At 73.4% G+C, this 24358-nt stretch carries 19 protein-coding genes; 10 read left to right on the top strand and 9 right to left on the bottom strand.

The window, feature by feature from the left end; genetic code table 11:
* Positions 1-29 precede the first annotated feature (29 nt).
* Both FHU33_RS24865 and FHU33_RS24860 read left to right on the top strand, forming a co-directional pair.
* A complete protein-coding gene (locus FHU33_RS24865; protein WP_170182344.1) occupies positions 30-314 on the top strand; it encodes a hypothetical protein in 285 nt (94 codons plus the stop codon).
* 141 nt (positions 315-455) lie between these two features.
* On the top strand, positions 456-629 hold the full coding sequence (locus FHU33_RS24860) for a hypothetical protein (RefSeq protein WP_170182343.1): 174 nt from the start codon (positions 456-458) through the stop codon (positions 627-629).
* 339 nt (positions 630-968) lie between these two features.
* On the opposite strand, the gene FHU33_RS06755 is transcribed toward FHU33_RS24860, so the two are convergent.
* From FHU33_RS06755 to FHU33_RS06750, 3 genes are read right to left on the bottom strand one after another with little or no spacing between them, the layout of a single operon-like run.
* Positions 969-1355: a DUF1801 domain-containing protein gene (locus FHU33_RS06755; protein WP_142024646.1), complete on the bottom strand. Its 387-nt coding sequence runs from the start codon at positions 1353-1355 to the stop codon at positions 969-971.
* A gap of 17 nt (positions 1356-1372) precedes the next feature.
* Positions 1373-1540, bottom strand: coding sequence for a hypothetical protein (locus tag FHU33_RS24855; RefSeq protein ID WP_170182342.1), 168 nt, complete (start codon positions 1538-1540; stop codon positions 1373-1375).
* Between the two features lie 10 nt (positions 1541-1550).
* A complete protein-coding gene (locus FHU33_RS06750; protein ID WP_142024645.1) occupies positions 1551-2162 on the bottom strand; it encodes a hypothetical protein in 612 nt (203 codons plus the stop codon).
* A gap of 63 nt (positions 2163-2225) precedes the next feature.
* Here FHU33_RS06750 and FHU33_RS06745 point away from each other — a divergent pair, with 63 nt between their 5' ends.
* The 4 genes from FHU33_RS06745 to FHU33_RS06730 all read left to right on the top strand — a co-directional run bounded on the left by FHU33_RS06745 (position 2226) and on the right by FHU33_RS06730 (position 11236).
* A complete protein-coding gene (locus FHU33_RS06745; RefSeq protein ID WP_246063358.1) occupies positions 2226-3653 on the top strand; it encodes a serine hydrolase domain-containing protein in 1428 nt (475 codons plus the stop codon).
* An 86-nt stretch (positions 3654-3739) separates the two neighbouring features.
* Complete coding sequence (locus FHU33_RS06740; RefSeq protein ID WP_142024644.1) at positions 3740-5842, top strand: M14 family zinc carboxypeptidase; 2103 nt, start codon at positions 3740-3742, stop codon at positions 5840-5842.
* A 217-nt stretch (positions 5843-6059) separates the two neighbouring features.
* Positions 6060-8318 carry a glycerol-3-phosphate 1-O-acyltransferase gene (locus FHU33_RS06735; RefSeq protein ID WP_211355025.1) on the top strand — a complete coding sequence of 753 codons (2259 nt, stop codon included), beginning with the start codon at positions 6060-6062 and terminating at the stop codon, positions 8316-8318.
* Positions 8315-11236: a wax ester/triacylglycerol synthase family O-acyltransferase gene (locus FHU33_RS06730; RefSeq protein WP_142024642.1), complete on the top strand. Its 2922-nt coding sequence runs from the start codon at positions 8315-8317 to the stop codon at positions 11234-11236. Before FHU33_RS06735 ends, FHU33_RS06730 begins: the two co-directional genes overlap by 4 nt.
* Positions 11237-11246: 10 nt before the next feature.
* Here FHU33_RS06730 and FHU33_RS06725 read toward each other — a convergent pair whose 3' ends face one another.
* Complete coding sequence (locus tag FHU33_RS06725; RefSeq protein ID WP_142024641.1) at positions 11247-11966, bottom strand: SemiSWEET transporter; 720 nt, start codon at positions 11964-11966, stop codon at positions 11247-11249.
* Positions 11967-12193: 227 nt separating this feature from the next.
* The gene (locus FHU33_RS06720) at positions 12194-12778 is read right to left on the bottom strand and encodes a TetR/AcrR family transcriptional regulator (protein WP_142024640.1); all 585 of its coding nucleotides are present in this window, start codon (positions 12776-12778) and stop codon (positions 12194-12196) included.
* 113 nt (positions 12779-12891) lie between these two features.
* Between FHU33_RS06720 and FHU33_RS06715 the strand changes: the two genes are divergently transcribed.
* Positions 12892-13122 (top strand): hypothetical protein, encoded by a 231-nt coding sequence (locus FHU33_RS06715; protein WP_142024639.1) that lies wholly within the window; start codon positions 12892-12894, stop codon positions 13120-13122.
* Positions 13123-13166: 44 nt separating this feature from the next.
* Positions 13167-13667, top strand: a complete 501-nt coding sequence (locus tag FHU33_RS06710; protein ID WP_211355024.1) for a hypothetical protein — start codon at positions 13167-13169, stop codon at positions 13665-13667.
* Positions 13668-13706: 39 nt separating this feature from the next.
* On the opposite strand, the gene FHU33_RS06705 is transcribed toward FHU33_RS06710, so the two are convergent.
* Complete coding sequence (locus FHU33_RS06705) at positions 13707-15053, bottom strand: MFS transporter (protein WP_170182341.1); 1347 nt, start codon at positions 15051-15053, stop codon at positions 13707-13709.
* 363 nt (positions 15054-15416) lie between these two features.
* Between FHU33_RS06705 and FHU33_RS06700 the strand changes: the two genes are divergently transcribed.
* Complete coding sequence (locus tag FHU33_RS06700; protein ID WP_142024636.1) at positions 15417-16196, top strand: DUF3159 domain-containing protein; 780 nt, start codon at positions 15417-15419, stop codon at positions 16194-16196.
* Positions 16197-16287: 91 nt separating this feature from the next.
* Here the strand turns inward: FHU33_RS06700 and FHU33_RS06695 are convergent, their stop codons facing one another.
* From FHU33_RS06695 to FHU33_RS06685, 3 genes are read right to left on the bottom strand one after another with little or no spacing between them, the layout of a single operon-like run.
* Positions 16288-17718 (bottom strand): DJ-1/PfpI family protein, encoded by a 1431-nt coding sequence (locus FHU33_RS06695; protein ID WP_142024635.1) that lies wholly within the window; start codon positions 17716-17718, stop codon positions 16288-16290.
* A gap of 25 nt (positions 17719-17743) precedes the next feature.
* Entirely contained in the window at positions 17744-18862 is a 1119-nt protein-coding gene (locus FHU33_RS06690) for a flavin-containing monooxygenase (RefSeq protein ID WP_142024634.1), read from the bottom strand.
* Positions 18859-20829: a multicopper oxidase domain-containing protein gene (locus tag FHU33_RS06685; protein ID WP_281281622.1), complete on the bottom strand. Its 1971-nt coding sequence runs from the start codon at positions 20827-20829 to the stop codon at positions 18859-18861. The genes FHU33_RS06690 and FHU33_RS06685 overlap by 4 nt, the downstream gene beginning before the upstream one ends.
* A gap of 157 nt (positions 20830-20986) precedes the next feature.
* Here FHU33_RS06685 and FHU33_RS06680 point away from each other — a divergent pair, with 157 nt between their 5' ends.
* On the top strand, positions 20987-24202 hold the full coding sequence (locus FHU33_RS06680) for an AfsR/SARP family transcriptional regulator (RefSeq protein ID WP_142024632.1): 3216 nt from the start codon (positions 20987-20989) through the stop codon (positions 24200-24202).
* The last annotated feature ends 156 nt before the right edge of the window (positions 24203-24358 follow it).

Raw genomic sequence — 24358 nt, 5'->3', positions numbered from 1 at the left:
GGAGCCGCGGCACCCGGACGGAGACCTGGGTGTTCCGCGTCCGGCTGGACGTCGTCGTGGTCCCGGCCGTGGTGTCGGCCGTGGTGCCTGTCGTGGAGTCGGCCGTGGCGTCGGCCGTGGAGTCGGCCGTGGAGTCGGCCGTGGAGTCGGCCGTGGAGTCGGCCGTGGAGTCGGCCGTGGCGCCTGTCGCGGCCGGGTCCGGGGGACTCGCCCCCAGGAACCCGCAGCCGGTGAGCAGCATGGCAGCGAGCGCAGGCGCGGACATCCGCTTGCCCCACACCCTGGACATGGAGACCACCCGGCCCTCACCGTGAACCGCCGACGGTAGGGAGCCTGTGGAGAACTCTCTACGGGCTAAGGACCCTCACCCGTCCGCTTCGGGGACGGCGATGAGCCTGGGAACGGGCAACGCGGCCTAGGCTGGGTGGGTACTGACGCCGACCTGGGAGGCCTCGATGCTGCGCCTGCTCGGACTCCTGCTGGTGATCTGGCTGGCAATCACCGTGATCGGGGCCGTGGTGGAGGGGCTGTTCTGGCTCGCCGTCGTCGGGCTGGTCTTCTTCGTCGCCACCGCCGCGCTCGGCTGGAACCGGCGCGGCGATGACAAGGCCCTCCCGCGCGGCTGGTGACTTGGGCGGTGTCCGTGCCGCCGAGCGAGTACGGGAGCGCACATGGCACTGCGCAGCTCGGCCGTCGCGACCACCGACCGCTGGACCGATCCTGACGAGGGGATCCGGTATCCCGCCGGTGACGTGCACGCGTGCACGCGCGGACGGAACGAGACGGTCTGCGGGCTGTCCCTGAGCAGATCCCGGCTGGGCCGCTTCTCGCACGTGACCTGGGCGGGGCGTGCAGCCGGAGTCGGGGAGGGCAGGGCGTCCAGGAGGTCTGCCGCCGCTGCCGGGCGGGCATGGGAGCGCGCCGGTACGACCGGGGCTGGACCCGGATCAACCCCCGCCCCTGACCGGTCAGCCGCGTCCCAGCGCCGTCAACCGTTCGTGACGGGCGGCCCGGAGCAGCGGGACCAGACGCGGATCGGCGAGGTCGTCGGTCGAACGCACGGTCGTCTTCCGCATGCTCTGGCCGTCGCCCTCCAGCAGCCCGCCGTCGTCGAGGTGGGCGCCGTAGTTGCAGCCCAGGTTGACGTGCCGGGGATGGACGGCCAGATAGGCGTAGTGCTCCGACATCTTCTTCGGCCCGACGCCGTAGCCGACCGTCTTCTGGTGCGGCCACACGACGCGCACGACGTCGGGATCGGTGCGCCGGACCACCTCGTCCGCGCCCGTCACGAGTGCGGCCACCTCCGGGGAGCACTGCGCGAGCAGGGCGGCCCAGTCGTCGGTCTCGTCGGGCATCTCGTCGGCCCTGGCGCTCAGTCGCCGTCGGCGTCGGCGGACATGCCGTCGCCGTAGGGGTTCATGCCCGATGACCAGTCGGTCGCGGGCTGCGGCTCGGCCTGCACCTCGACCTGCTCGGCGACCGGCACCTGGGCGCTCGCGACGAGGTCGTCGACCGGGATCGACCAGCGCTGCTCCGTCATGCCGCGAGGGTCACGCAGGACCGATCCCTTGTCCAGCGCGCCGGTGCCTGTCGAGCACCGCCCGCGCCTGCTCGGGCCAGAGGAGGGCGAACACCCAGACGTCGGGTGGGGCCTGCCCGTGCACGAGCAGCACGGAGAGGCCGAGGTCGGCGACGGCGGCGAACCCCTCGGGGCGGCGGTGGAACCACAGCACGAAGGCATGCCCGTCGACGTCGGCCTCGGTCCGGCTCCAGGTGCGCTGATCCATCAGCCGTCTGGCGACCCTGTCGCCGGTGTCGCCGGCCTCGTCCACCAGCCGCCTGACCGCCTCCCCCGGCAGCCCCTGGGGAATGCGCTGGAGGAGCAGTTCGACGACGGCCGTGGCCGCCGCACGGTCGAGCAGCGGGTCGACGGTCCAGCCGCCGTCCACCCCCGGACGGCAGCCGCGGCGGGCCAGCGTGCGCACGGTCCACGGCCGCGGCCCGCCCCGGTGCCCCGCCGGCCCGACGCTGATGTCGTCCCAGTACTCGGGCCCGGCAGCGACGGCCCTGCTCTTCCCCGTCGACACGACCTCGACCGCGCCGGAGGAGACCCAGCGGGGCAGCACCACGGGCATGTCCAGGCCGCTGAGGGACGACGTCACGACGCCGGTCTTACCCGTCGGGCGCCGCGGCGTCCAGGACGGGCGGGTCCCTACGCTCGAGCCGTGCCCTCCCCCACCGACACCGTCCGATCCGCTGCCGGCTACCTGCGGTCGTGGATGGAGGCCCAGTCGATGCATCGCCGCCTGCCCGGTGTGCAGGTGGCCGTCCGATCCGCGGACGAGCTCGTGCTGTCCGCGGCGGTCGGCGTGGCGGACGCGGTCGCGGGCACGCCGCTGACCACCGAGCACCTGTTCCGCATCGCCTCGCACTCCAAGACGTTCACCGCGACCGCCGTCCTGCAGCTGGTCGAAGCCGGCCGGATGCGGCTGGACGACCCGATCGGCCGGTACGTGCCCGAGCTCGAGGCGGGTGGTTCGCCGATCGCGCGGGCGACGGTCCGCGAGCTGCTCGGGCACCAGTCCGGTGTCGTCCGCGACGGCGCACACGCGGACTTCTGGCAGCTGGGGCAGCCGTTCCACGACCGGGACGGCGTGATCGCCGAGGTCCTGCGCGCCGGCGTCGTCCACCGGCGCAACGAGCACTTCAAGTACTCCAACATCGGCTACGCCCTGGTCGGCCTGGCGATCGAGGCGGTCACCGGCACGTCCTACGTCGAGCACCTGCGCACCGCCGTCCTGGAACCGCTGGGCCTCACCCGGACGGGCGCGGAGTACGACCCGGCCCGGGCCGACGAGTACGCGGCCGGGCACACCGGGCTGCTCCTCGGCGAGGACGGCCGGACGACGATCGAGCACGTCGACACCCGCGCGATGGCTGCGGCCACCGGCTTCTACTCGACCGCCGAGGAGCTCACCGTCTACGGGTCGGCGCACTTCCTGGGCGACGAACGGCTGCTCACCGACGACTCGAAGCGGCTGATGCAGCGCCTGGAGTCCGTGGTGACGGCGTACGGCACGGAGGTCGGCCGGTACGGGGTCGGCATGGCGCTCGTGACCGTGGGCGAGCGGCAGCTCGTCGGGCACAGCGGTGGCTATCCCGGGCACAGCACGCAGACCCTGATCGACCCGGTCGGGAAGCTCGTCGTCAGCGTGCTGACCAACGCGATCGACGGGCCGGCCGAGGACCTCGCCGTCGGCCTGGTCAAGTTGATCGACGTCGCCCTCCAGCCGCGAGCCGAGGTGCCCCCGCCGCCTGCCGGGGCGCCGCCCCTGGCCTCGTTCACGGGACGGTTCGCCAGCCTGTGGGGCGTTCTCGACATCGCCGAGCTGGGCGGGCGGCTCGTGCTGGTCCGGCCGACCCTGCCCGATCCGCTGCCCGCCGTCGAGGAGCTCGAGGTCGTGGACACCGGGACGCTGCGGGTGGCCGCTCAGCCCGGCTTCGGCCCGGCGGGTGAGCTGATCCCGCTCGAGCGGGACGCCGACGGGCGGGTCGCGTCGCTGCGGGTCGGCGGGGTGACGAGCCGGCCGGTCGAGGAGTTCCTCCGCCGTCGTCCGGCCATGACGCGGCAGAACGGTCTCGGATCGTCGTAGTTCTCACCCAGGGCGTGACCTCTCGGCGGCGGGCTCGTTCTCGTCAGCAGTTGCCAGACCCGCTGGTCCGACAGGAGAGGCACCCGATGCTCCGCTCCGTTCGCTCACGTATCGCCCTCTGCGGCGTCACCACCGCCGTGCTGGTCGGCCTGACCACCAGCGGCGCCACGCCGCCCGCCTCCGCCACGCCCCTCGCCGACGCGGAGAACCTGTTCCGGCCGCAACTGGTCACCGTCGACACGCCCACGCGCGCCGACAAGGCGCTGCTGCAGACCCTCGGCCTCGATCTCACCGAGCACGCCGGCCACGACTACGTCGAGGTGGTGCTGCACACCCTCGCCGACGTGACCACCCTGACCGGGGCCGGTCTGGACTTCGACGTCCGCATCCCCGACCTCCTGGCGCGCGAGGCCGAGAACAACCAGGCGAACGCGGCCTACGCGGCGGCCACGGCCACCTCGCCGCTGCCGTCGGGCCGGGACGCCTACCGCACGCTGGAGGACTACAACGCCGACATGGCGGCGCTCGCCGACCAGCACCCCGACCTGGTCGAGCGGTTCGCACTGCCACACCCGTCGCTGGACGGCAAGCAGATCTACGGCGTGGAGATCGGCAAGGACGTAACCGGACCCGACCGCGGGCTGCCGACCTTCTTGATGCTCGGCGTGCACCACGCGCGGGAGTGGCCCTCCGGGGAGCACGCGATGGAGTTCGCGGTGGACCTGGTGCGCAACTACGGCACCGACGCGCGGATCACCGACCTGGTCGACCGCTCCCGCGTGGTCGTGGTGCCGGTGGTCAACGTCGACGGCTTCGCCAAGTCCCGCACCGACGGCGGGCTGATCGACCTGCGGGAGGCCGACCGCGGCGGCACCGCGACCATCCTCGGCACGCCCGGCAGCGCCTACATGCGCAAGAACTGCCGGCTCGTGGACGGGCAGGACACCCCGGACGGCAGCTGTGCCCTCGCCGCCACGAGCAACGGCGGCTACGGCGCCGGCGTCGACCTCAACCGCAACTACGGCGGCTACTGGGGCGGTCCCGGGGCGTCGGACCTGTTCGCCGACCCCACCTACCGGGGCGCGTCGGCGTTCTCCGAGCCGGAGACGCAGAACATCCGCGAGCTGGTGAGCGGGCGGCACGTCACCACGCTGATCACCAACCACACCTTCTCGAACCTGGTGCTGCGCCCGAACGGTGCCGCCCCCGACCTGGTGCCGTCCAGCGAGGGCGTGCCGCTGGGCGACCCGTACGACGAGGCGGCACTGAAGGCGCTCGGGGACGCGATGGCCGCGCAGAACGGCTACACCAGCCAGCACGCGTGGGAGCTCTACGACACCACCGGCTCGACGGAGGACTGGTCGTACAACGCGACGGGCGGCTTCGGCTACACCTTCGAGATCGGCGCCCACGAGTTCCACCCGCCCTTCCTCGAGGTGGTCGACGAGTACCTGGGTGCCGGGGAGTACGCCGGCAAGGGCAACCGCGAGGCGTACCTGCTGGCGCTGGAGAACGCCGTCGACCCGACGACGCACTCGGTGCTCACCGGGAAGGCGCCCGCCGGCGCCACCCTGCGGCTGCAGAAGAACTTCGCCACCCCGACCTGGGACGGCGTCATCGAGGACACCCTGAACACCACGATGACCGTCGGACCCGACGGCCGGTACACCTGGCACGTCAACCCCTCGACCCGCCCGGTGGTGATGGACCGGCAGGTGGAGACGGTGTCCGGTGAGCCGGTGGCGCAGGAGTCCTGGACGGGGACGACACTGCCGTTGCAGTCCACCGACCACGAGTTCACCGTCGGTCAGGACGCCGACCTGTTCGAGGTCGTGCTCGACTGGCCGACGCCCGACGACATGGACCTCGAGGTGTACCGCAAGGGCGCCGACGGCTCGCTGACCCAGGTGGGCAGCTCCGGCAACTTCGTCGGGGAGAAGGAGCGCGTGCTGCTGCAGGCCCCCGAGCAGGGCACCTACGTGCTGCGGGCGATCAACTTCGCCTCGGTGACGCCGACCTGGACGCTGACCGCCTCGCTGTTCGACGCCGAGACCTCGACCGTTCCCGGGCTGGTGGAGAACTGGACGCTGACCTGCGAGCGCGACGGACGCGTGGTCGAGCGGGTGCCGGTGGTGATCGACCGCGGTCAGCAGCTGCGGGTGCACCTCAACGCCTGCGGGAGGCGCTGAAGCGAGCGGCATCCCGTGCGGCGCCCTGACCTCGTGCCGCCGACCCGAGCAGTGGGCCCGGAGAGCCCGGAACCGTGACGGATCTGGGCTCCCCGGGTCCACTGCTGCGGTCGCCGCTCGAGCTGGCAGGGGCAAGGAGCAGCGAACGAGTCGCGGTCGCGGCGCCGATGAGACATGTTCTCCGTAGGGTTTCCCTCCCCGACGAGAGGTGGCAGGAGTGGCCGCACTCCAGGTGGGCGACGACGCCTCCCTGATCGTGCTGGTCGACGCGTCGAGCGACACGGAGCGGCGGCTGGTCGAGGCTGCGCTCGCCGAGGAGGTGTCGGACCGTCCGACGACGGTCCTGCCCCTGCGTGGCGCCGACCTGGCGGGTCCGCTGGCCGACGCCGACCCCGACACGGTGGTGACCGCGGTCCGCGTCGCGTGGGCCCCGCGCCACCCGGTGGGCCACGAGGACGCCGGGTCGCGCAGGGGGCGCTGGTCGGCCGCGATGCCCGCGCTGCGCCGCCGGCCTCCCGGGCCGTTGCAGAAGATGGCGCTGCACCGCGACCCCGACCGCGCGCAGGTGGTGCTGGCCGCGCCGGCCACGGTCACCGAGCTCGCCAGGCGCTGGGAGGGCACCGGATCGCTGGCGGACTTCGTCGCCCAGCAGGCGGCGCTGGCCCTCGACCGGGCCGAGCGCCGCGTCGTGGGCGAACGGGTGAAGGTGCCGCGGCACGTCGTCGAGGCCATCCAGGCCAGCCCGGAGTTCCGCCGTGAGCTCGTCTTGCTGACCGAGCGGCTCGAGTGCCCCGAGGAGGAGCTGCACGACCGGGGCGCGGCCGCGCTCGACGGGCTCGTGGCGGCGGTCGACCCGGCCGCGGTCGAGGTCTTCACCGGGATGTTCCGGCCGCTGCACTCCCGGGCCTGGGACGTGCAGGCCGACACCGCGGGGCTGGCGAGGCTGCGGGAGCTCAACCGCCGCTCCCCGCTGGTCTTCCTGCCGAGCCACCGCTCCTACGTCGACCCGCTGGTGCTCGCCGACGTGCTGGCCGCCCACGACTTCCCGCGCAACCACGTGCTCGGCGGTGACAACCTGAACTTCTGGCCGGTCGGGCCCCTGGCCAAGCGGGCGGGGATCGTCTTCATCCGGCGCAGCTTCGGCGACGACCAGGTGTACAAGCTCGCCGTCCGGGAGTACTTCGCCTTCCTGCTCGCCAAGCGCTTCAACCTCGAGTGGTACATGGAGGGCGGCCGCTCCCGGACCGGCAAGTTGCGCCCGCCACGGCACGGCCTGCTGCGCTACGTCGCTGACGCGGTCGACCGCGGGCGGGTGGACGACGTCCTCCTCGTACCCGTCTCGATCACCTACGACCAGCTGCGCGAGGTCTCCCTGATGGCGGCCGAGCAGGGCGGTGCAGCCAAGCGCGGCGAGGGCTTGTCGTGGCTGGCTTCCTACGCCCGCGAGCAGCTGAGCACCCCGCTGGGCACCGTGCAGGTGGCGTTCGCCGAGCCGCTGTCGCTGGCGGCAGCGCTCGAGGCAGGGGCCGACCCCACCGATCCCGACGCGCGGCGGCTGACGCTGCAGAAGGTCGCGTTCCAGGTGGCCGTGGGGATCAACTCGGTCACCCCGGCGACGGCGACGGCGCTCGTCACCCTGGCCCTGCTTGGCGTCCGGGACCGCGCGCTGACCCTCGGGCAGGTGCGGCGGGTGGTCGAGCCGCTGCTGGACTACCTCGACGAGCGGGGCCTGCCCCACTCCGGCGGTGGACTGCGGACCTTCCGAGGGGTTCGGCAGGTGCTCACCACGCTGGCCGGGCAGGGCGTCGTCACCGTCTACGACGGCGGCGAGGAGCCGGTGCACGCCATCGAGCGCGGCCAGCACCTCGTGGCGGCGTTCTACCGCAACAGCGCGATCCACCACTTCGTCGACCGGGCCATCGCCGAGCTGGTCATGCTGGGCGATCCGGTCGACCGCTGGGACGAGGCGATGAGGCTGCGCGACCAGCTGAAGTTCGAGTTCTTCTTCCCCGAGCGGGACGACTACCGGGAGCGGATCGGCGCGGAGCTCGAGCGCCTCGACCCGGACTGGGAGACCGCCGACGGCCGAGAGGTGCTGTGCCGGGCGCCGCTGCTGGTGGCCCACCGGGTGCTGCGGTCGTTCGTCGACGCCCAGCTGGTGGTCGCGGAACGGCTCGCGGCACGGGACCCCCGCACGCCGGTGGTGGAGGCCGATGTCCTCGCCGAGTGCAGCGGGGTCGGGCAGCAGATGCTGCTGCAGGGCCGCCTGCACGGGCCGGAGTCGCTGTCGCGCGAGCTGTTCGCCGCCGCACTGCAGCTGGCCCGCAACCTCGACCTCGTCGACCCGGGGCGCGAGGAGCTGGCCCGCCGGCGGCAGGAGTGGGCGGCCCAGGTGCGCGACGTCGTCTGCCGGGTGGTGGTCATCGACGAGCTGGACGCCGCGGCGCGGCGGGAGAGCGTGGGAGTGGAGCCGTGAACGTCGACCAGGAGCCGGCGACGACCGCCCGGGCGGGCGAGTGGAGCGAGGAGCAGTTGCTCGCCGACGTGGAGGCCGGGCCGCGCGGTCCGCGGGTGGGCGCCTTCTTCGACTTCGACGGCACGGTCATCGACGGGTACTCGCTGGCCGCCTTCGCGCGGCACCACCTGCGCTCGCTGCACGTCACGCCGGCCGATCTGGGGCAGCTGCTGCTCACCGGCCTGCGCGGGGTCACCTCCGAGGAGGACTTCGAGAAGTTCACGGTCGCGGGCATGAAGGCCTGGGCCGGACGCAGCGAGGACGAGCTGGTCGAGCTCGGCGAGCGGCTGTTCGTCCAGGGCATCGCCGGCTCGCTCTACCCGGAGGCGTGGCGGCTGGTGATCGCGCACCTGCAGGCGGGGCACACCGTCGTCCTGGCCTCGTCGGCCACCCGGTTCCAGGTCGAGCCCGCCGCGCGCGCCATGGGCGTCGAGCACATCCTCGTCTCGCCGGTGCAGATCGAGGACGGCATCTGCACCGGCCGGCCCGGCGGTCCGCTGCTCTGGCGCGCCGGCAAGGCGGCCGCCGTGCGTGCCTTCGCCGAGGAACACGGCATCGACCTGGCGCGGAGCTTCGCCTACTCCAACGGCGACGAGGACGTGCCCTTCCTGCGTACCGTCGGCCGGGCCCGGGCGCTCAACCCGGGCAGCGGGCTGGCGTCGGCCGCCCGCCACTACTCCTGGCCGATCGCCCGGTTCCGATCGCGCGGCCGCAGCGGTCCGGCGGAGTTGGCCCGCACCGCCGCGGGCATCGGCGGGCTGCTCGGCGGGTTCGCCGCCGGCGTCGCCCTCGGCGCGCTGAACGGGTCCCGGCGGGAGGCCGTCGACCTCGGCATCACCCTCGGCGGCGAGCTGGGCAGCGCGCTGGCCGGGGTCCGGCTCGACGTCCAGGGCGCCGAGCACCTGGCCACCCGACCGGCCGTCTATCTGTTCAACCACCAGAGCCAGCTCGACGTGCTGGTGCTGGCCAAGCTGCTGCGCGGCGGCTTCACCGCCGTCGCCAAGAAGGAGCTGGCGAACACGCCGGGGTTCGGGCTGGCCTTCCGGCTGGCCGACGTCGCGTTCATCGACCGCGGCGACCCGGCGAAGGCCCGCCAGGCCTTGGAACCCGCGGTGCAGCGGCTGCGGGAGGGGATCTCGCTCGTCATCGCCCCGGAGGGAACACGGTCGGCGACGCCGAACCTCGGCCCGTTCAAGAAGGGGGCCTTCCACGTCGCCATGCAGGCCGGCGTGCCCATCGTGCCGATCGTCATCCGCAACGCCGGCGAGCTGATGTGGCGGGGCGCGACCACCATCCAGTCGGGCACGGTGCAGGTCCGCGTGCTGCCTCCCGTCCCGACGGAGGGCTGGACGCTCGGGGACCTGAACGAGAAGGTGGCCGAGGTCCGCGGCCAGTATCTGGACACCCTCGCCAACTGGTCGGGACGCAGCGACCGCCCGGTCGACGTCACCGAGGCCGGCGCCGACGACGACGCCGCCGCTCCCCCGGCCTCCCCGCTGGACTGGGGCATCTCCGCGGAGATGAACTCGCTGGAGACGGCGATGTGGCGGGCGGAGGTCGCCGATCCCCGGCTGCGCAGCAACGTCACGCTGCTCGAGCTGCTCGAGCCGGCTCCCGAGTGGGAACGGCTTCGAGCCGCGCACGAGTGGGCGTCGCGCATGGTGCCCCGGATGCGGCAGCGGGTGGTGGAGCCCGCGCTGGGGGTGGGTGCGCCGCGCTGGGTGACGGTCGCCGGGCTCGACCTGGACCAGCACCTGCACCGGATCCGCCTCGACGCGCCCGGGTCGATGCGCCAGCTGCTCGACGTCGTCGGCGAGTTCGCCGCCGCCCCGCTCGACCGGGACCGCCCGCTGTGGGAGGTGCTCCTCGTCGAGGGCCTGGCCGACGGCCGCGCCGGGTACGTCGTCAAGACCCACCACAGCACCACCGACGGGCTGGGCGCGGTCCAGCTGATGAGCCTGCTGCACAGCCGCACCGCCGAGCACGACCCGTCCCGCCCGGAGCCGCCCGTCCCGCTCCCGGGCGACGCCTCACCCGTGGGCGTGCTCAAGGAGCAGATCCTCGGGACGGCGAGATCGGCGCCGCTGGCCGTGCTGCGCCGGGGTGTCGGCGCGCTGGGCAGCCTCCGGCGGCCGTGGGAGGCGGCGATCCAGGCCGTCGACGCGGCCCGGTCGGCGTCCGCCACGCTCACACCACCGCGGGGCGGCTCGCCGCTGCTCACCCCGCGCAGCGGTGGCTGGCACTTCGAGGTGGCGGAGGTGCCGCTCGCCGACCTCAAGGCCGGGTCGAAGGCGGCGGGTGGGTCGCTCAACGACGGCTTCCTGGCCGCCGTCGTCGGCGGGTTCCGGAGGTACCACGAGCGGCTGGGGGCGCAGGCGGAGACGCTGACCCTGGGCATCCCGATCAGCCTGCGCGCGCAGGACGACCCGCAGGGCGGCAACCGGTTCACCGGCGCCCGCTTCCCTGCCTCGCTGTCCGAGCCGGACCCGGCCACCCGGATCAAGGCGATCCGCGAGTTCGTCCTGTCGGCGCGCAACGAGAGCGGTTCCGGCGTCCTCGACGACCTGGTCGGCCCCATCCTGGGGTGGCTGCCGGCGCCCGTCATCGGCGCGCTCTCCGGTTCGCTGACCAGCGCGAACGACGTGCAGGTGTCGAACATGCCTGGGGTGTCGCACCCGGTCTACATCGCGGGGTCGCGCATCGTGCGGATGTTCCCGTTCGGGCCACTCCCCGGGTGCGCGGCGATGATCACGCTGCTGTCGCACGAGGACATGTGCTGCATCGGCATCAACGTCGACGCCGCCGCGGTCACCGACCCGGCCGGGCTGGTGGAGGACCTGCAGGCGGGCCTGGACGAGGTGGTGGCGCTCGGCCGCTGACCTCGTCGGGTCAGGCCGCGGCGAGCGCTGCCCGAGCGGTGACGGGGATGCGGCATCCGGGGACTGCGGCGACCGCAGGGCGCGCCGGGGCTCGAGTCGCGGCGGGCTGCGCCGTGCGACGGGTCCGCAGGAGCGCGCACATGACCAGGGCGCAGCCCAGCCCGAAGCCGGCGGACCCCCACACCGCGGGCTGGTCGATCAGCCAGCCGTAGCTCGTCCAGGAGGCACAGGACCCCGCGCCGAGCCGCCACCGCGCCGGGGACAGGCCCGACATGTCCTGGCTGCGGTCGCGGAGCAGGCTCACCGGCTGCGGCAGTGCGGCGACGGCACCGACGATTGAGCTCACCGCGCCCAGCATGATGGCGACGGCGGCCGGGTCGGCCCCGAGGACGACGACCGCGAGCGCGCTGCCGGCCGCCGATGCGCCGAGGCCCACGGCGCCGGCAGCCGTGCGCAACAGCATCCGGCGCGATCGCAGGTGCGGTCGGGCGTTCAGCAGGGCGGCCAGGACGGCGGTGTTGCCCGCGCCGACGACGGCATGGGTCACGATCTGCGCGGGCTCGCCGATGAGGACACCGAAGGTCAACCAGCACAGGTTGAGGGCGACCCCGAGCCAGGCGCTGGTCGGCGAGAGTCCGCGGGTGCGGCCGTGGCGGCATGAGCGCCAGACCTGGGGCCAGATGACGGCGATGCTGAGGGTGGCCGCGAAGAAGCCGAGAGCGGCGATCATGGTGGAGCGAGGTTCCGTTCGGTGGACGGCGATGGACGCGGCCACCGGCGGGTGCAGCACCGCAGACCGGCTCGGGGCGCTCCTCGATGAGCGCGTACGCGAGCCCCGTCGGGTGGCCAGGTACGCCATCGGCGGCGCAGCCCTGTGACAGGAGGCCATTCGCCGTGATTCACCTGTGACCTTGCTCATCGCCGCGGCGCCGGGCCGGAGGCCGACGCCCGTTCAGGTCAGGTGGCCCCTGGCGGACGCAAGCCGGTCACGGTGACCTCGACGAGCCGGCGGACGGCGGTTTCCGACCGCAGACTGCCGGCTGCGGTCAGGGCGTGCAGGCAGTAGTTGGCGAGCTCCTCCGGCGCCACGTCGGTCCGGAGCCGGCCGGCCGCCCCCACGTCGATGAGCAGATCGCGGAACAGGTCGACGATCTGCTGCTGCGCCCGGTCGACGTGCGCCCCCCGATGCAGCAGGGCACCGAGCTCTTCGGCGCCATGGCGTGCGCGGTGGTGGGTGATGAGGGCGTACGCCGCCAGCACCGCCTTCAGCCGTTCGTCGGCGTCGCCGGGCTGGTCGGCGAGTGCGGCCAGGCGACCGAGGTGCTCGGTCACGTGGTGCTCGTGACACGCGAGGAGGATCGCCTCGACGTCGGGGAAGTACTTGTACAGCGTCGCCCGGCCGATCCCGGTCCTCTCCGCGATCTGCGACATCGTCACGGACAGCAGTCCGCGCTCGGCGACGAGTGCCCACGTGGTGTCGAGGATCGTCTGGCGCACCGTCTGGCGGTGCGCCTCGATCGTGTCGGTCCACAGCTTCGGCACCGCGGAAGCCTACGACACGCCGGGGCCGGTACACCCTGTCTCGACGCGAACAGGGTGTCTCGATAACGTTCCCCCGTCGGCCATCCGGGCCGGCTCGGTCGGAGGAGCGCCACATGGCGGACACCACGCCTCGTCCCGATGCCGAGCGCGAACAGCCTCCCCGCATGCCGCGCTGGGTGAAGGTGGCAGCGATCGCCGTGGCTCTGCTGGTGGCGCTGTTCCTCGTGTTGATGCTCACCGGGATCGGCGAGCACGGGCCGGGACGGCACATGTCCGGCGTGCCCGCTCCCGCCGTCGGGCTGCCGGCGACCGGTTCCCCACCGGCGACCGCTGGCCTCGGGTGACCATGCCGCCACGCCTGCGCAGAGCGGTTCTCACCACCCATGTCGTGACCTCGGTCGGCTGGCTGGGCGCCGTCCTCGCGTATCTGGTCCTCGACGTCACCGCCGTGGTCGGCCGAGATCTCGACCGGGTCCGCTCCGCCTACGTGGCGATGGAACTGACGGTGCTCTACGCCATCGTTCCCCTGGCGCTCGCCTCCGTGATCGTCGGGATCGTCAACGCACTGGGCAGCCCGTGGGGCCTGTTCCGGCATTACTGGGTCCTGGTGAAGCTCCTGCTCACCCTCGTCGCCACGGCCGTCCTCGTGCTCGAGACGCAGACGATCCGTGCGCTGGCGGAGGCTGCGGCGTCCGGTGCCGATCCCCGGGAGCTGCCCGGGACCCTCCCGCACTCCGTCGGCGGTCTGGTGGTGCTGCTGCTCGTCACGGTCCTCTCGATCTACAAGCCGCGCGGCCTCACCCGCTACGGCTGGTGCAAGCAGCAGGAACAGCGGCGCAACCGGGGTGAGCAGTCCACGGCCCTGATGGCACGCCAGCCCGACTCGTAGGCGAACGCCGGCCGGTCTCGCCGGCCGGGGCCGGGTCCTTCAGTGCTGGTGCTGGTGCTGCGGCTCCGGGGTCGACCGGCGATCGATGAGTACCCAGCTGACGAGCGCGATGACCAGACCCGCGGTGCTGATGAGCCCGCCGACCCAGTTGACCGACGCCAACCCCAGTCCCCCGTCGATCGCGGCACCGCCCAGGTAGATGCCCAGCGCGCTGCCGAGGGTGAAGGCGCAGATGTTCGCCGCCGAGGCCACGTCGCGCGCATGCCCGGCCGCATTCATGACCCGCAGCTGGAGCGGGGCGACCACCGCGAAGGCGGCGGCGCCGAAGACGAACGTGCCGATCACCGCGGTGACCGGGTGCTCGATCAGCCAGGTCATGGCGAACAGCACCGCCGCCAGCGCGCCGATGGTCCCGAGGACCGCCGGCATCAGCCGCCGATCCGCGAGGCGGCCACCGAGGTCGTTGCCGGCGAAGAGTCCGATGCCGAAGAGCAGCAGCAGCGGCGTGATCCATCCGGTCGAGAAGCCGGTCACCTCGGTGAACTGCGGGGCGATGTAGACGTAGCTGGTGAACACACCGCCGTAGCCGAGCAGCGTGGTCAGCAGGGCTGCCCACACCGCGGGACGACGCAGAGCGGCGAGCTGCTCGCGCATGCTCGGCTCGTGCCCGCCGCCACCCAGGTGCGCCAGGGCGTGCGCGTCCAGGCCGTCCGTCTCAGCGGTTGCGTGGTCGTGGCGCGCCTCGTGGTGGCGCTCCTGGTGGCCGTGCTCCTGGTGGCCGTGCGGCGGGCCGGTGTGCCCGGCCGCTCCGTGCCCGTGGGAGGCCGAGCCGTCGGGTCGGGCGGTGGGTGGCAGGAACGCCAGCAGACCGATCAAGGCCAGGCCACCGAGGGCCACGAGGGTCCAGAAGGTGAACCGCCAGCCCAGCGCCTGCCCGACGGCCGCACCGATCGGGGCACCGAGAACCGTCGACGCGGTGAGGCCGGTGAACACCGTGGCGACGGCCCGGCCCTTGCGAGCCGGATCGACGAGCTCGGCGGCGTAGACCGCCGCGATCCCGAGGAACGCGCCGTGTGCCATCGCCGACACCACCCGGCCGGACATGATCAGGCCGTAGGAGGGGCCCAGGGCCGAGAGCAGGTTGCCGGCCAGGAAGACGCCGGTGGTCGCCAGCAGCATGCTGCGGCGCGGGAACCGGGTGCCGAGCGCCGCGAACAGCGGGGCGCCCACGGCCACGCCCACCGCGTAGGCGCTCTCGAAGTGGCCGACGTCGCCGATCGTCACGCGCAGGGCCGTGGCGATCTCCTGGACGACGCCCGCGACGATGAACTCGTCGGCACCCATGGCGAAGGCGCCGATGACCAGCGCCCACACCGCCACCGGCATGCTTCGCGTCCGATCCCGAGGTGGCGGTGCCGGCGATGCCGAACCGTGCGCACGGCTCGAGGGCCCTGCGGCATGCCCCCCGGCGGGCGGCTCGACGATCGACTCGTCGGGCGACGGCCGCACCGCCGCGTCGTGGGAACTCATCACGTCTCTCCTCTGCTCGGTACCGGTCCGGATCGATGCAGAGGGTGCGTGCAGGGGCTGTCGCGGCGCTGTCCGGGCGCTGAACGGGTCGCTGGCGCGGGTGACGCGGTCTCCCCCCGTCATGACGCCGGACGGACAGCGCCGGGACAGCACTGCTGGGCAGTCTGACGCCACGGCCCCCCGGCCGCGTCGGCCCAGGCCCGTCCGAGAGGAATCCCGATGTGCTCGTCCGAGAGCGGCACCGGCATCCGGCCGGGAGGCCGGCGCGTCCGCCGCTCCACCATCCCGGCGATCGGCGGCCTGTTCGGCGTCGCCGAACCGACGCCGCACCACCCGACGCCGCACGATCCGCTCCGCGCCCGCGTGCTCGCCGTGCTCGGCGGCGGTCGCGGCATTCTCGACGGCGGCCTGCCACCACTCGTCTTCGCGGTCGTGAACGCCGTCGTGGGTGCGAGCGCTCCCCGTGCGACCGCCCTGGCCATGGCGTCCGCCGCCGCGTCGGTCACCGGGGGCGGCATCGTGGCCGTGCGGCTGGTCCGCCGGCAGCCGCTGCGGCAGGCACTCGGCGGCCTGGCGGGGCTCGCGATCGCCGTCGCGTTCGCCCTCCAGGCCGGCGAGGCCCGCGACTTCTTCCTTCCCGCCATCTACGTCGACGCGACGTACGCGATCGTCTTCCTGGGCTCCGTGCTCATCGGCCGGCCGTTGGTCGGCATCGCGTACGGACTCCTCGTGGACCGCCGAGGTCCGGGGGCCTGGACCACCCCCCTGCGCCGCACCCTGACGACCGCCACGATCGGCTGGTCGGTGGTCTTCGGGGTCCGCGCCGGCGGACAGACGGTGCTGTACCTCGCGGACCAGCCGGGGCTGCTCGCGGCGGGCAAACTGGTCCTCGGCTGGCCCCTGACGATCCTCGCCGCACTCGTGACGCTCGCCGCCATCCGGGCGGCGACCGCCCCGAGCGGCGGCATCCAGGTGACGGACGGGACCGGGGCCGCGTAGCGGTCCACCTACCGCGGCCGGTGGCGGCGACCTGCCACACCCGGTCGCGGTGGGCGGCGCGGCGCCCCGGGGAGGACACCGCCCGTCGCTCCTACGGGACGGCGGCTCGGGTCGAGTCCCGACGTGACCGGCGCTCCACGCGGGACACCCACATGGGCCGGGCCGCGATCACCGGCGCCGCCAGCCCGACGGCGCCGCGCATGGCGCGGGGCAGCAGCGGGACGTGACCCCAGTCGATGCCACCGAACGGGGGCTGCGGGTCGTAGTCGATCGCCCGCTGGACGCGCCGCGCGGTCGCCTCGTCGGTGAGCCGGGCGGCCAGGTACAGGGCCATGTCGATGCCGGCCGAGACACCGGCGGACATGATCACGTTGCCGTGCTCCACCCAGCGCTTGCGGTGGTAGTGGGCACCGAAAGGCCTCAGCACTCCGGAGAAGAACCAGTTGGTCGTCGCCGGTCGCCCTGCCAGCAGGCCCACGGACGCGAGGATCAGCGAGCCGGTGCACACCGATCCGACGATCGCCGCCGACGCTGCCGCCGCACGCACGTACCCCCGGACCTCCGGGTCGCTCATGGACCGGATCGTGCCGCCCCTGCCGCCGGGGACGACGATCGCGTACGGGTGCGGGACCTGCGCGAAGGTTTGGTCGGGGACCACCTCGGCCCCCACATCGGTGGCCATGGGCTCGATGCGGGCGGCCACGACCACGGTGCGGTACTGCGGCGCGAACCGCTCGAGCTCGGTCAGGACCTGCAGCGGGCCGACGAGGTCCAGCAGCGTCAGGCCTGGGTACAGCACGACGGCGATGGTCCGCTCGCCCCCGGTCGCAGCCGGCATGCGGATCAGCTCCTCTGCTCGCGCCGGTCGGCGGCGGTCGGCGGCGGGTGACGTCCTGAGCAGCCGGGCGAGCTCACCGTCGCCGCTCCGGTCGCTCGGGCCGAACGGGGGTTCGGGGTCGTACTCCATGAACAGCTGGGCCAGCGTGGCCGCGGACCTGCTCTTCAGCCGGGCGAGGAGCGCCAGCATCATGTCGATCCCGGCCGACCCGCCGGCCGCCGTCAGGAACCGGCCGTCCGCCACCCAGCGCTCCGGGGCGTAAGTCACTCCCCGGCTCTCCAGCAGGTCGGCGTAGGCCCAGTGGACGGCTGCCCGCCGTCCTTCGAGGACGCCGGCCGCGGCGAGGACGAGCGCGCCCGCGCCGGTCGATCCGACCAGCTCTGCAGTCCCGGCCGTGGACCGCACGTAGCCGAGCAACGCCTCGTCCTCCATCGCCGACAGGGTGGCCGCTCCCCCGCCCGGCACGACGACGGCGTAGGGACGCGGCACCTCGGCGAAGGTCGCGGCCGGGACCACCCGCATCCGGGTGTCGGTCTCGGTCGGCGCGATGCGCTCCCCGACGACGACCGTCCGGTACGGGGTTCCGCTGAGGTTCCGCAGAACGGTGAGCGGCCCGACCACGTCCAGCGGGGTCACGCCCGGATGGACCGGGAACGCGATGAGCTGCTTCTCGTGGCCGGCCATGGGTCCGTCGTCCTCTCCGTGCGGGTCAGGCCGGCGTCGACAACGGGGTGCCGAGGTCAGCGGCGAGCAGGCGGGCGGCCTCCGCCACGTGGGCGGCGTCCTCGCCGACGAAGCCGAGGAGCGCCGAGCCGCGGGTGTGCTGCCAGGGCAGGCCGAGGAAGTACAGGCCGGGCACCTCGGTGACGCCGCGGCGGTGCACGACCAGGCCGTCGTGCAGCACCCCGGGGACGTCGATCCACGAGTGGTCCGACCGGTAGCCGGTCGCCCAGACGACGACGCCGACGTCCAGAGTGCTGCCGTCGGCGAACCGTGCGGTCCGCCCGGCGGCCTGCACCAGCCTCGGCCGGAACCGGACGCCGGCGGCCTCCAGCCGTCGCCGGCCGGTCCCGATCACGAACTCCCCGCGCGCCTGCATGCGGCGGCCGAGCCGGGAGCCGGCCGGCACGCGGATCAGGCCGGTCCGGGTGAGCCACCAGAAGAGGTCCCTCCCGAGCAGTCGCTGGGGCAGCATCGGGTACCCGGCGCCGACGGACAGGTCCACCTGCCGGGAGCCGGCCAGCTCCTCGGCGATCTGGAAGCCCGAGTTGCCGCCGCCCACCACGAGCACCAGCCCATCTGCCAACGACCAGGGGTCGCGGTACCCGGCGCTGTGGATCTGGGCCACCGAGTCGTCCAGTTCGTCGGCGGCCGAGGGCGTGAACGGGACCTGGAAGGGGCCGGTGGCCACCACGACCTGGCCGGCATGGATCGTCCGCTCGGCCGTCCTGAGCTCGAACCCGGCGCCGGTCCGACCGAGGGCGATGACACGGGCGTTCAGCTCGACGTCCAGGTCGTTGGCCTCGGCATAACTGCGCAGGTACTCGGCGACCGCCTCCCTTCCGGGATAGCTGCCGGCCGGCGCGGGAAACGGCATGCCCGGCAGGGCGTCGTACTCCGCCGGGGTGAACAGCCGCAAGGAATGCCAGCGAGCGCGCCATGAGCTGCCGAGCTGCGCGGCGCCCTCCAGCACCACGTACCGCAGCCCACGTCGCCGCAGGTGCCAGGCGGCGGCCAGGCCGGCCTGGCCGCCGCCGACCACGACCACGTCGTAGGGCCGGGCGCGCGTGCCCTCGGCAGCGGTGCCGACCGGCTCCCGGGCGGTCATGCCCCTGCCCCCTCGGCGACCGTGAAGGTGAACATCATGCCGCTGGCCATGTGCTCGGGGATGTGGCAGTGGGCCATCCAGATCCCCGGGTTGGTCACGTCGAACAGGATGTCGACGGTCTGGCCGGTACGGAGCAGCACCGTGTCCTTCCAGACCAGGTTCGGCTCCGGAACGCCGTCGCGGGAGAGCACCAGGAAGCGGCCGGCGCCGTGCAGGTGGAACGGGTGGTGCATCGGGTGGTCGGAGTCCATCTCGTTGACCAGCCGGATCTTGACGCGGTCACCGGTGGTGAAGCTCCAGCCGACCGGGGGCCGGTCTGTGCCGGCGGTCCGGTCCAGCAGCTGCCAGCGCATGGTCGCCGGCGTGGTCAGCCGGTTGACCTCCACCATGTCGTCTTCCCACTCGATGCCGTCACCGGTGCCGAGACCCTGACCGTGACCGTGGTCGTGCACGGCGGGCGCCTCGTGGTGATCCATCGTCGACATGTCGTGGCCCATGTCGTGGTGGCCGGCCGCGCCGTCCGGTGACGCAGCCAGCAGCTTCATCCCGCACTTCGGGCAGCGGCCGGGCTCGTCGCTGACCACCTCGGGGTGCATGGGGCAGGCGTACGTCACCGGCCACCCGGGGGCCGGTCCGGAGGGGTCGTCCATCTCGGCGACCGCGGCCAGGATCCTGTCCGGCGGAGCGGCGAGCCAGTGGTCGAGCTGCCGGCGCTCCGCGTCGAGCTCGGGGGCGGAACGGAGGGTGCCGAAGGAGCCGCGGAGCGAGGGCTCCGCGGTCTCGGGGATCACGGTGATCCTGGAGAGCGGATAGCTGCGATCCGGCGTCCGGTGCTCGACCGTGTAGTGCCCCGGTTCCTCGAACAGCACATCCACGATCGCCCGCTCGGAGGGCGCGATCAGCAGGTGGGAGATGAACTCCTCGCGCTCCACCCGCCCGCTGTCCCCGCCGACCAGCTTCATCCGCGCACCCGGCAGGTGGAGGTCGAAGACCCGGACGTTGGCGGTGTTCGTCAGCCAGAGCCGCACCACCTCTCCGACCCTGGCGGTCATGGCGTGGTCGGTCTCTCCACCGACGAGGAACACGTTGCCGAACCGCCCCATGGCCGCGTGGGTGACCTCGGAGCGGCGGAACGGGGCGATGGCACCGTCCTCGATCAGAACGTCGTCGATGGTGAGGACGACGTCGCGGTGCACGGGCGGCCAGTAGTCGGGCTCGGCCGGGAGCACGAGGATGTTGCCGTAGAGGCCCATCTCCTGCGTGTAGTCCTCCCGGATGTGCGGGTGGTACCAGTACACACCGGGGTCGCGGAAATCCAGGCGGTACGTGAAGCTCGCCCCCGGCGGGATCGGCTGCTGCGTGTCGTGCGGAACTCCGTCGTACTTGTTCTCGAGGCGCAGGCCGTGCCAGTGGACGGTGGTGTCGGAGTCGGTGTCGTTCGTCGCGCGCACGGTCAGCCGACCGCCCTGGCGCACCGTGATGGTGGGTCCGGGCACCGAGCCGTTGTAGGCCAGCATGCGGACCGTCGTCCCGGCCAGGCGCTTGGCGACCGGGGCCATCCGCAGCTCCAGGGATGCGCCGTCCGGCAACTCCACGACGGCCGGCGGGGTGGCCTCGGGCAGTCCGGTGGGATCGGTCGGGAAGGTGCCGGACAGGTATCCGGCATCGTGCGCTGCGTGGACATGTCCCGTCGGAGTTCCTGCGCTGCTGATCTGCGTGCTCATGGGAGTGCCCCCTGTCCGTGGTTCTCGGATGGACGACCCGGCGGGGACGCACGGGTCGGCGGCGTATCCGGCGGCGGCGAGCGCGGCCCGTATCCGGGCGGGCTCGGCGGGACCGGTCACCCGGACGGTTCTGGTGACGAGATCCGCCTCGAGGGTGCGGACACCGGCCACGTCGCAGACCCGGGCACTGATCGCCCGGACGCTGGAACGCGAGCTCATCGCCGGTACGTGGAACGTGATCACCGTGTCCCCTCCGCCGCGTTGCTACGACGAGAACCGTCGTCCGTCCGGCTGTCCGGACCCTGTCCGGACGCTGTCGGGAGGCGAACGCGTTGTCTGCCGTCCGGGAAGCGGCCACAATCTCGCCGCACGGTCCCGACGATCTCCCGGGAGGCCCGTCATGGAGATCCGTGTCCTGGGCCCTGTCGAGGTGCTCACCGACGGCGTCCCCCACCCCGTCCCTGCTGCCGGTGAACGCGAGCTCCTGACCCTGCTGGCACTCTCCGCGGGACGGGTCGTGGCCGCCTCCGCGCTGATCGACGCACTCTGGGGCGAGGACCTGCCCGGGAATCCGGACAACGCCCTGCAGGTGCGGGTCTCCAAGCTGCGCCGGGCGTTCGCCGGGCTGGGCCTCCCTGCCGGGCTGATCGCCACCCGTCGCCCGGGATACGTCCTCGAGGTCGATCCCTCCGCCGTCGACGCGATCCGCTTCTCCGGTCTGATCACGACCGCCCGCTCGGTGGCGGACGACGACCCGGCGCGAGCCGGCGACCTGTACCGGGAGGCCCTGTCGCTCTGGCGCGGCGCCCCGTTCGCGGAGTTCGGCTCGGCCCCCTGGGCGGAGCCGGATGCCGCCCGGTTGACCGAACTGCAGCTCGCGGCACGGGAGGAGGTGATCGATCTCGGGCTCGCCGCCGGGCGCCATGGCGACGTCATCGCGGACCTGGAAGCGCTCACGGCTGCACACCCGCTGCGGGAGCGGCTGCACTCCCGGCTGATGCTCGCCCTGTACCGGGCCGGACGCCAGGCCGAAGCCCTCGCCGCCTACCAGCGAGCGCGCGATGCGCTGGCTGCCGACCTGGGACTGGAGCCGGGCGCCGAACTGCGGAGCCTGCAGCAGGCGATCCTCCAGCAACGCCCGGATCTGGGGGCTCCCGAGCGGGTGCCCGCTCCCCGGCAGGCCCCGCCGCCGCCGTCCGCGGTTCGTCGCCTCCCCCTGCGCCTGACATCGTTCCTCGGCCGGAACGAGGACCTGCAGCGTGTCGCGGGGCTGCTGCACCGGCACCGGCTGATCACCGTCATCGGCCCCGGCGGGGTCGGGAAGACCAGCCTCGCTCTCGAGGTCGCCCGCACGGTCGCCGGCGGCTTCCCCGACGGCATCGGCGTCGCCAGGCTCGCCGGCGTGGTGGACCCGGTGCAGGTGCCGGACGCCGTTCTCACCGCCCTGGACGTGCGGGAAGCCCCCACGACGACGGCCGAGGAGCAGCTGATCGGTCACCTCCGCGACCGCGCCGTCCTCGTGGTCCTCGACAACTGCGAACATCTCGTGGACGCCTGCGCCGTGCTGGCCGAGCACCTGCTCGAGTCCTGCCCACAGCTGCGGATCCTGGCGACCAGCCGCGAACCCCTGGCCGCCCGCGGTGAGGTGCAGTACGCCGTCGATCCGCTGCCCGTCCCGCCTCCGGATCCCGTCGCCGGGGAGGTGGCCGCCAGCACGGCCGTACGGCTCTTCGTCGACCGGGCACAGAACGTGCTCCCTGACTTCCACCTCGACCACGACAACGCCGGCGCCGTCGCGGAGATCTGCCGGCACCTCGACGGCATCCCACTGGCGATCGAGCTGGCCGCCGCCCGCGTGGCTTCCCTGCCGGTGAGCCAGCTCGCTGACCGCATGGAGGACCGCTTCGCAGTGCTGACGAGCGGGCCGAGAACCGCAGAGGCGCGGCAGCGCACTCTCCGGGCGACAGTGGACTGGAGCTACGACCTCCTGACCGATCCCGAGCGTGTCCTGCTGAGCCGGCTGTCGATCTTCCGCGGCACCTGGACCATCGACGCGGTGCGCGCCATCGCCGGGGACGACCTGCCCCCGAACGCCGTGGTGGACACGCTGGCGCGACTCGTCGACCGGTCGCTGGTCGTCGTCGACCGCGACGCCGGCCCGCGGTACCACCTGCTGGAGACGATTCGCGAGTACGCCCGCCATCGCCTGTCCGAGGGCGGGGACGCCGACCGGATCGGACGAGCCCACGTCGGGTACCTCACCGATCTCGCCGAGCGGGCGGAGCGGGAGCTGCGCGGGGACGGCCAGTCCCGGTGGCTCCCCCGGCTGGCACTGGAGCGCGACGACATCGAGGCCGCCCTCGCCTGGTGCACCGCCCACGCCGACGTCGAGCCGGACGTCGGCCTCCGGCTGGTCGGGGCCCTGGGCTGGTACTGGTACTTCGCCAGCCGGCCCGACGGCGGCAGCAGGGTCGCCGCCATGCTCGCCGCCGCGCCGGGCGGTTCCGCAGCGGCACGGGCACGAGCGCTCCAGGCCCTGGCCGTCGCAGGCCGTACCGGTGCCTGCATCGTGCACCCGGCCGCCGAGTGTGCCGCCGCGGCCGCCGAGAGCCGCATTCTCTTCGCGGAGCTGGGCGACGACTTCCGCGCCGCGCTGTCCACGACCCTGCTGGCCGTGGAGGGCATCGGCAGCGACGACCCGGCACCGGCCTTCGCCCTGCTCGCCGACGCCGACCAGGAGTTCTCCCGGGCGGAGGACGCCTGGTGCGCGGCGCTCGTGCGGTTCGTGGAGATGGAACTGCTCGCAGCCGGGGGCGCGATGACCGAGGCCGTGGCGACCGGGAACCGGGCGCTGGCCACCTTCCGCGCGCTCGGGGACCAGTGGGGTGTCTCGGCGATCCAGTTCCATCTCGGCATGGCGCTGCACCGGGCCGGTTCCCTGGAGGATGCCCTCGCCATGTACGAGGGGGCACTGACCAGCGGACGCGCGGTGGGCGGCCCGGTCAACACGATCCAGTACGCCCTCGCCGGGGTCGGACACGTGCGGCTCCTGCTCGGCGATGCCGAGGGCGCTGCGCGGTCCTTCGCGGAATCGCACCAGGTCGGCCAGGAACTCGGCACCGAGGGCAACGCGCGGGCGGCGGTGGGTGACGGTCTGCTCGCCCGCGAGCTGGGCGACCTGGAGCTCGCCCGGATCCAGCTGGGCCGTGCTCAGCAGCTGCTGGCGGGGCAGAGCGAACCGGACTGGACGGCGACGGCGCTGGTCGGCCTCGGCCATCTGGCCGAGCTCGGCGGAGATCTGGGCACCGCGGAGAGTTTCCACCGCCGGGCGTGGCAGGCCGCTCCGGGCCGGGCCGCCGCCCTCGAAGGGCTGGCCTGCGTCGCAGCGGCGCGGGGAGAGGGCGTGGACGCGGCGGGCCTGCTCGGTGCTGCCACGTGGTGGCGGCAGAGGCGGCATCGTCCCCCGAGCAAGCTGGAACTGGTCGACGTCGACCGGGCGGAGCACGCCGCGCGCAGTCTGATGGGGGACGACGCTTTCGAGACCGCCTTCCGCTCCGGCGCTTCTTCGCCGCACACCGTCGTCCGAAACCTCGAGCACCTGCCGGCCACCTGCTGACGGCCGGCGCTACGCGGAATCTCCGCCGGACCGACGACGGTCAGCTGGAGCCCGGCCGGCCCCTCGAGGCGGGAGTTCAGCGTGTCCCCGGGACATGTGGCTGCATCGGGATCGACGTGGACGCCGCGGTCACGGACGGGCCGGGCTGGTTTCCGA

Origin of the sequence: Blastococcus colisei (genome assembly GCF_006717095.1) — a bacterium.
In the GTDB taxonomy this organism is placed as follows: domain Bacteria; phylum Actinomycetota; class Actinomycetes; order Mycobacteriales; family Geodermatophilaceae; genus Blastococcus_B; species Blastococcus_B colisei.
This window is presented reverse-complemented; position numbering and strand designations above follow the sequence as displayed.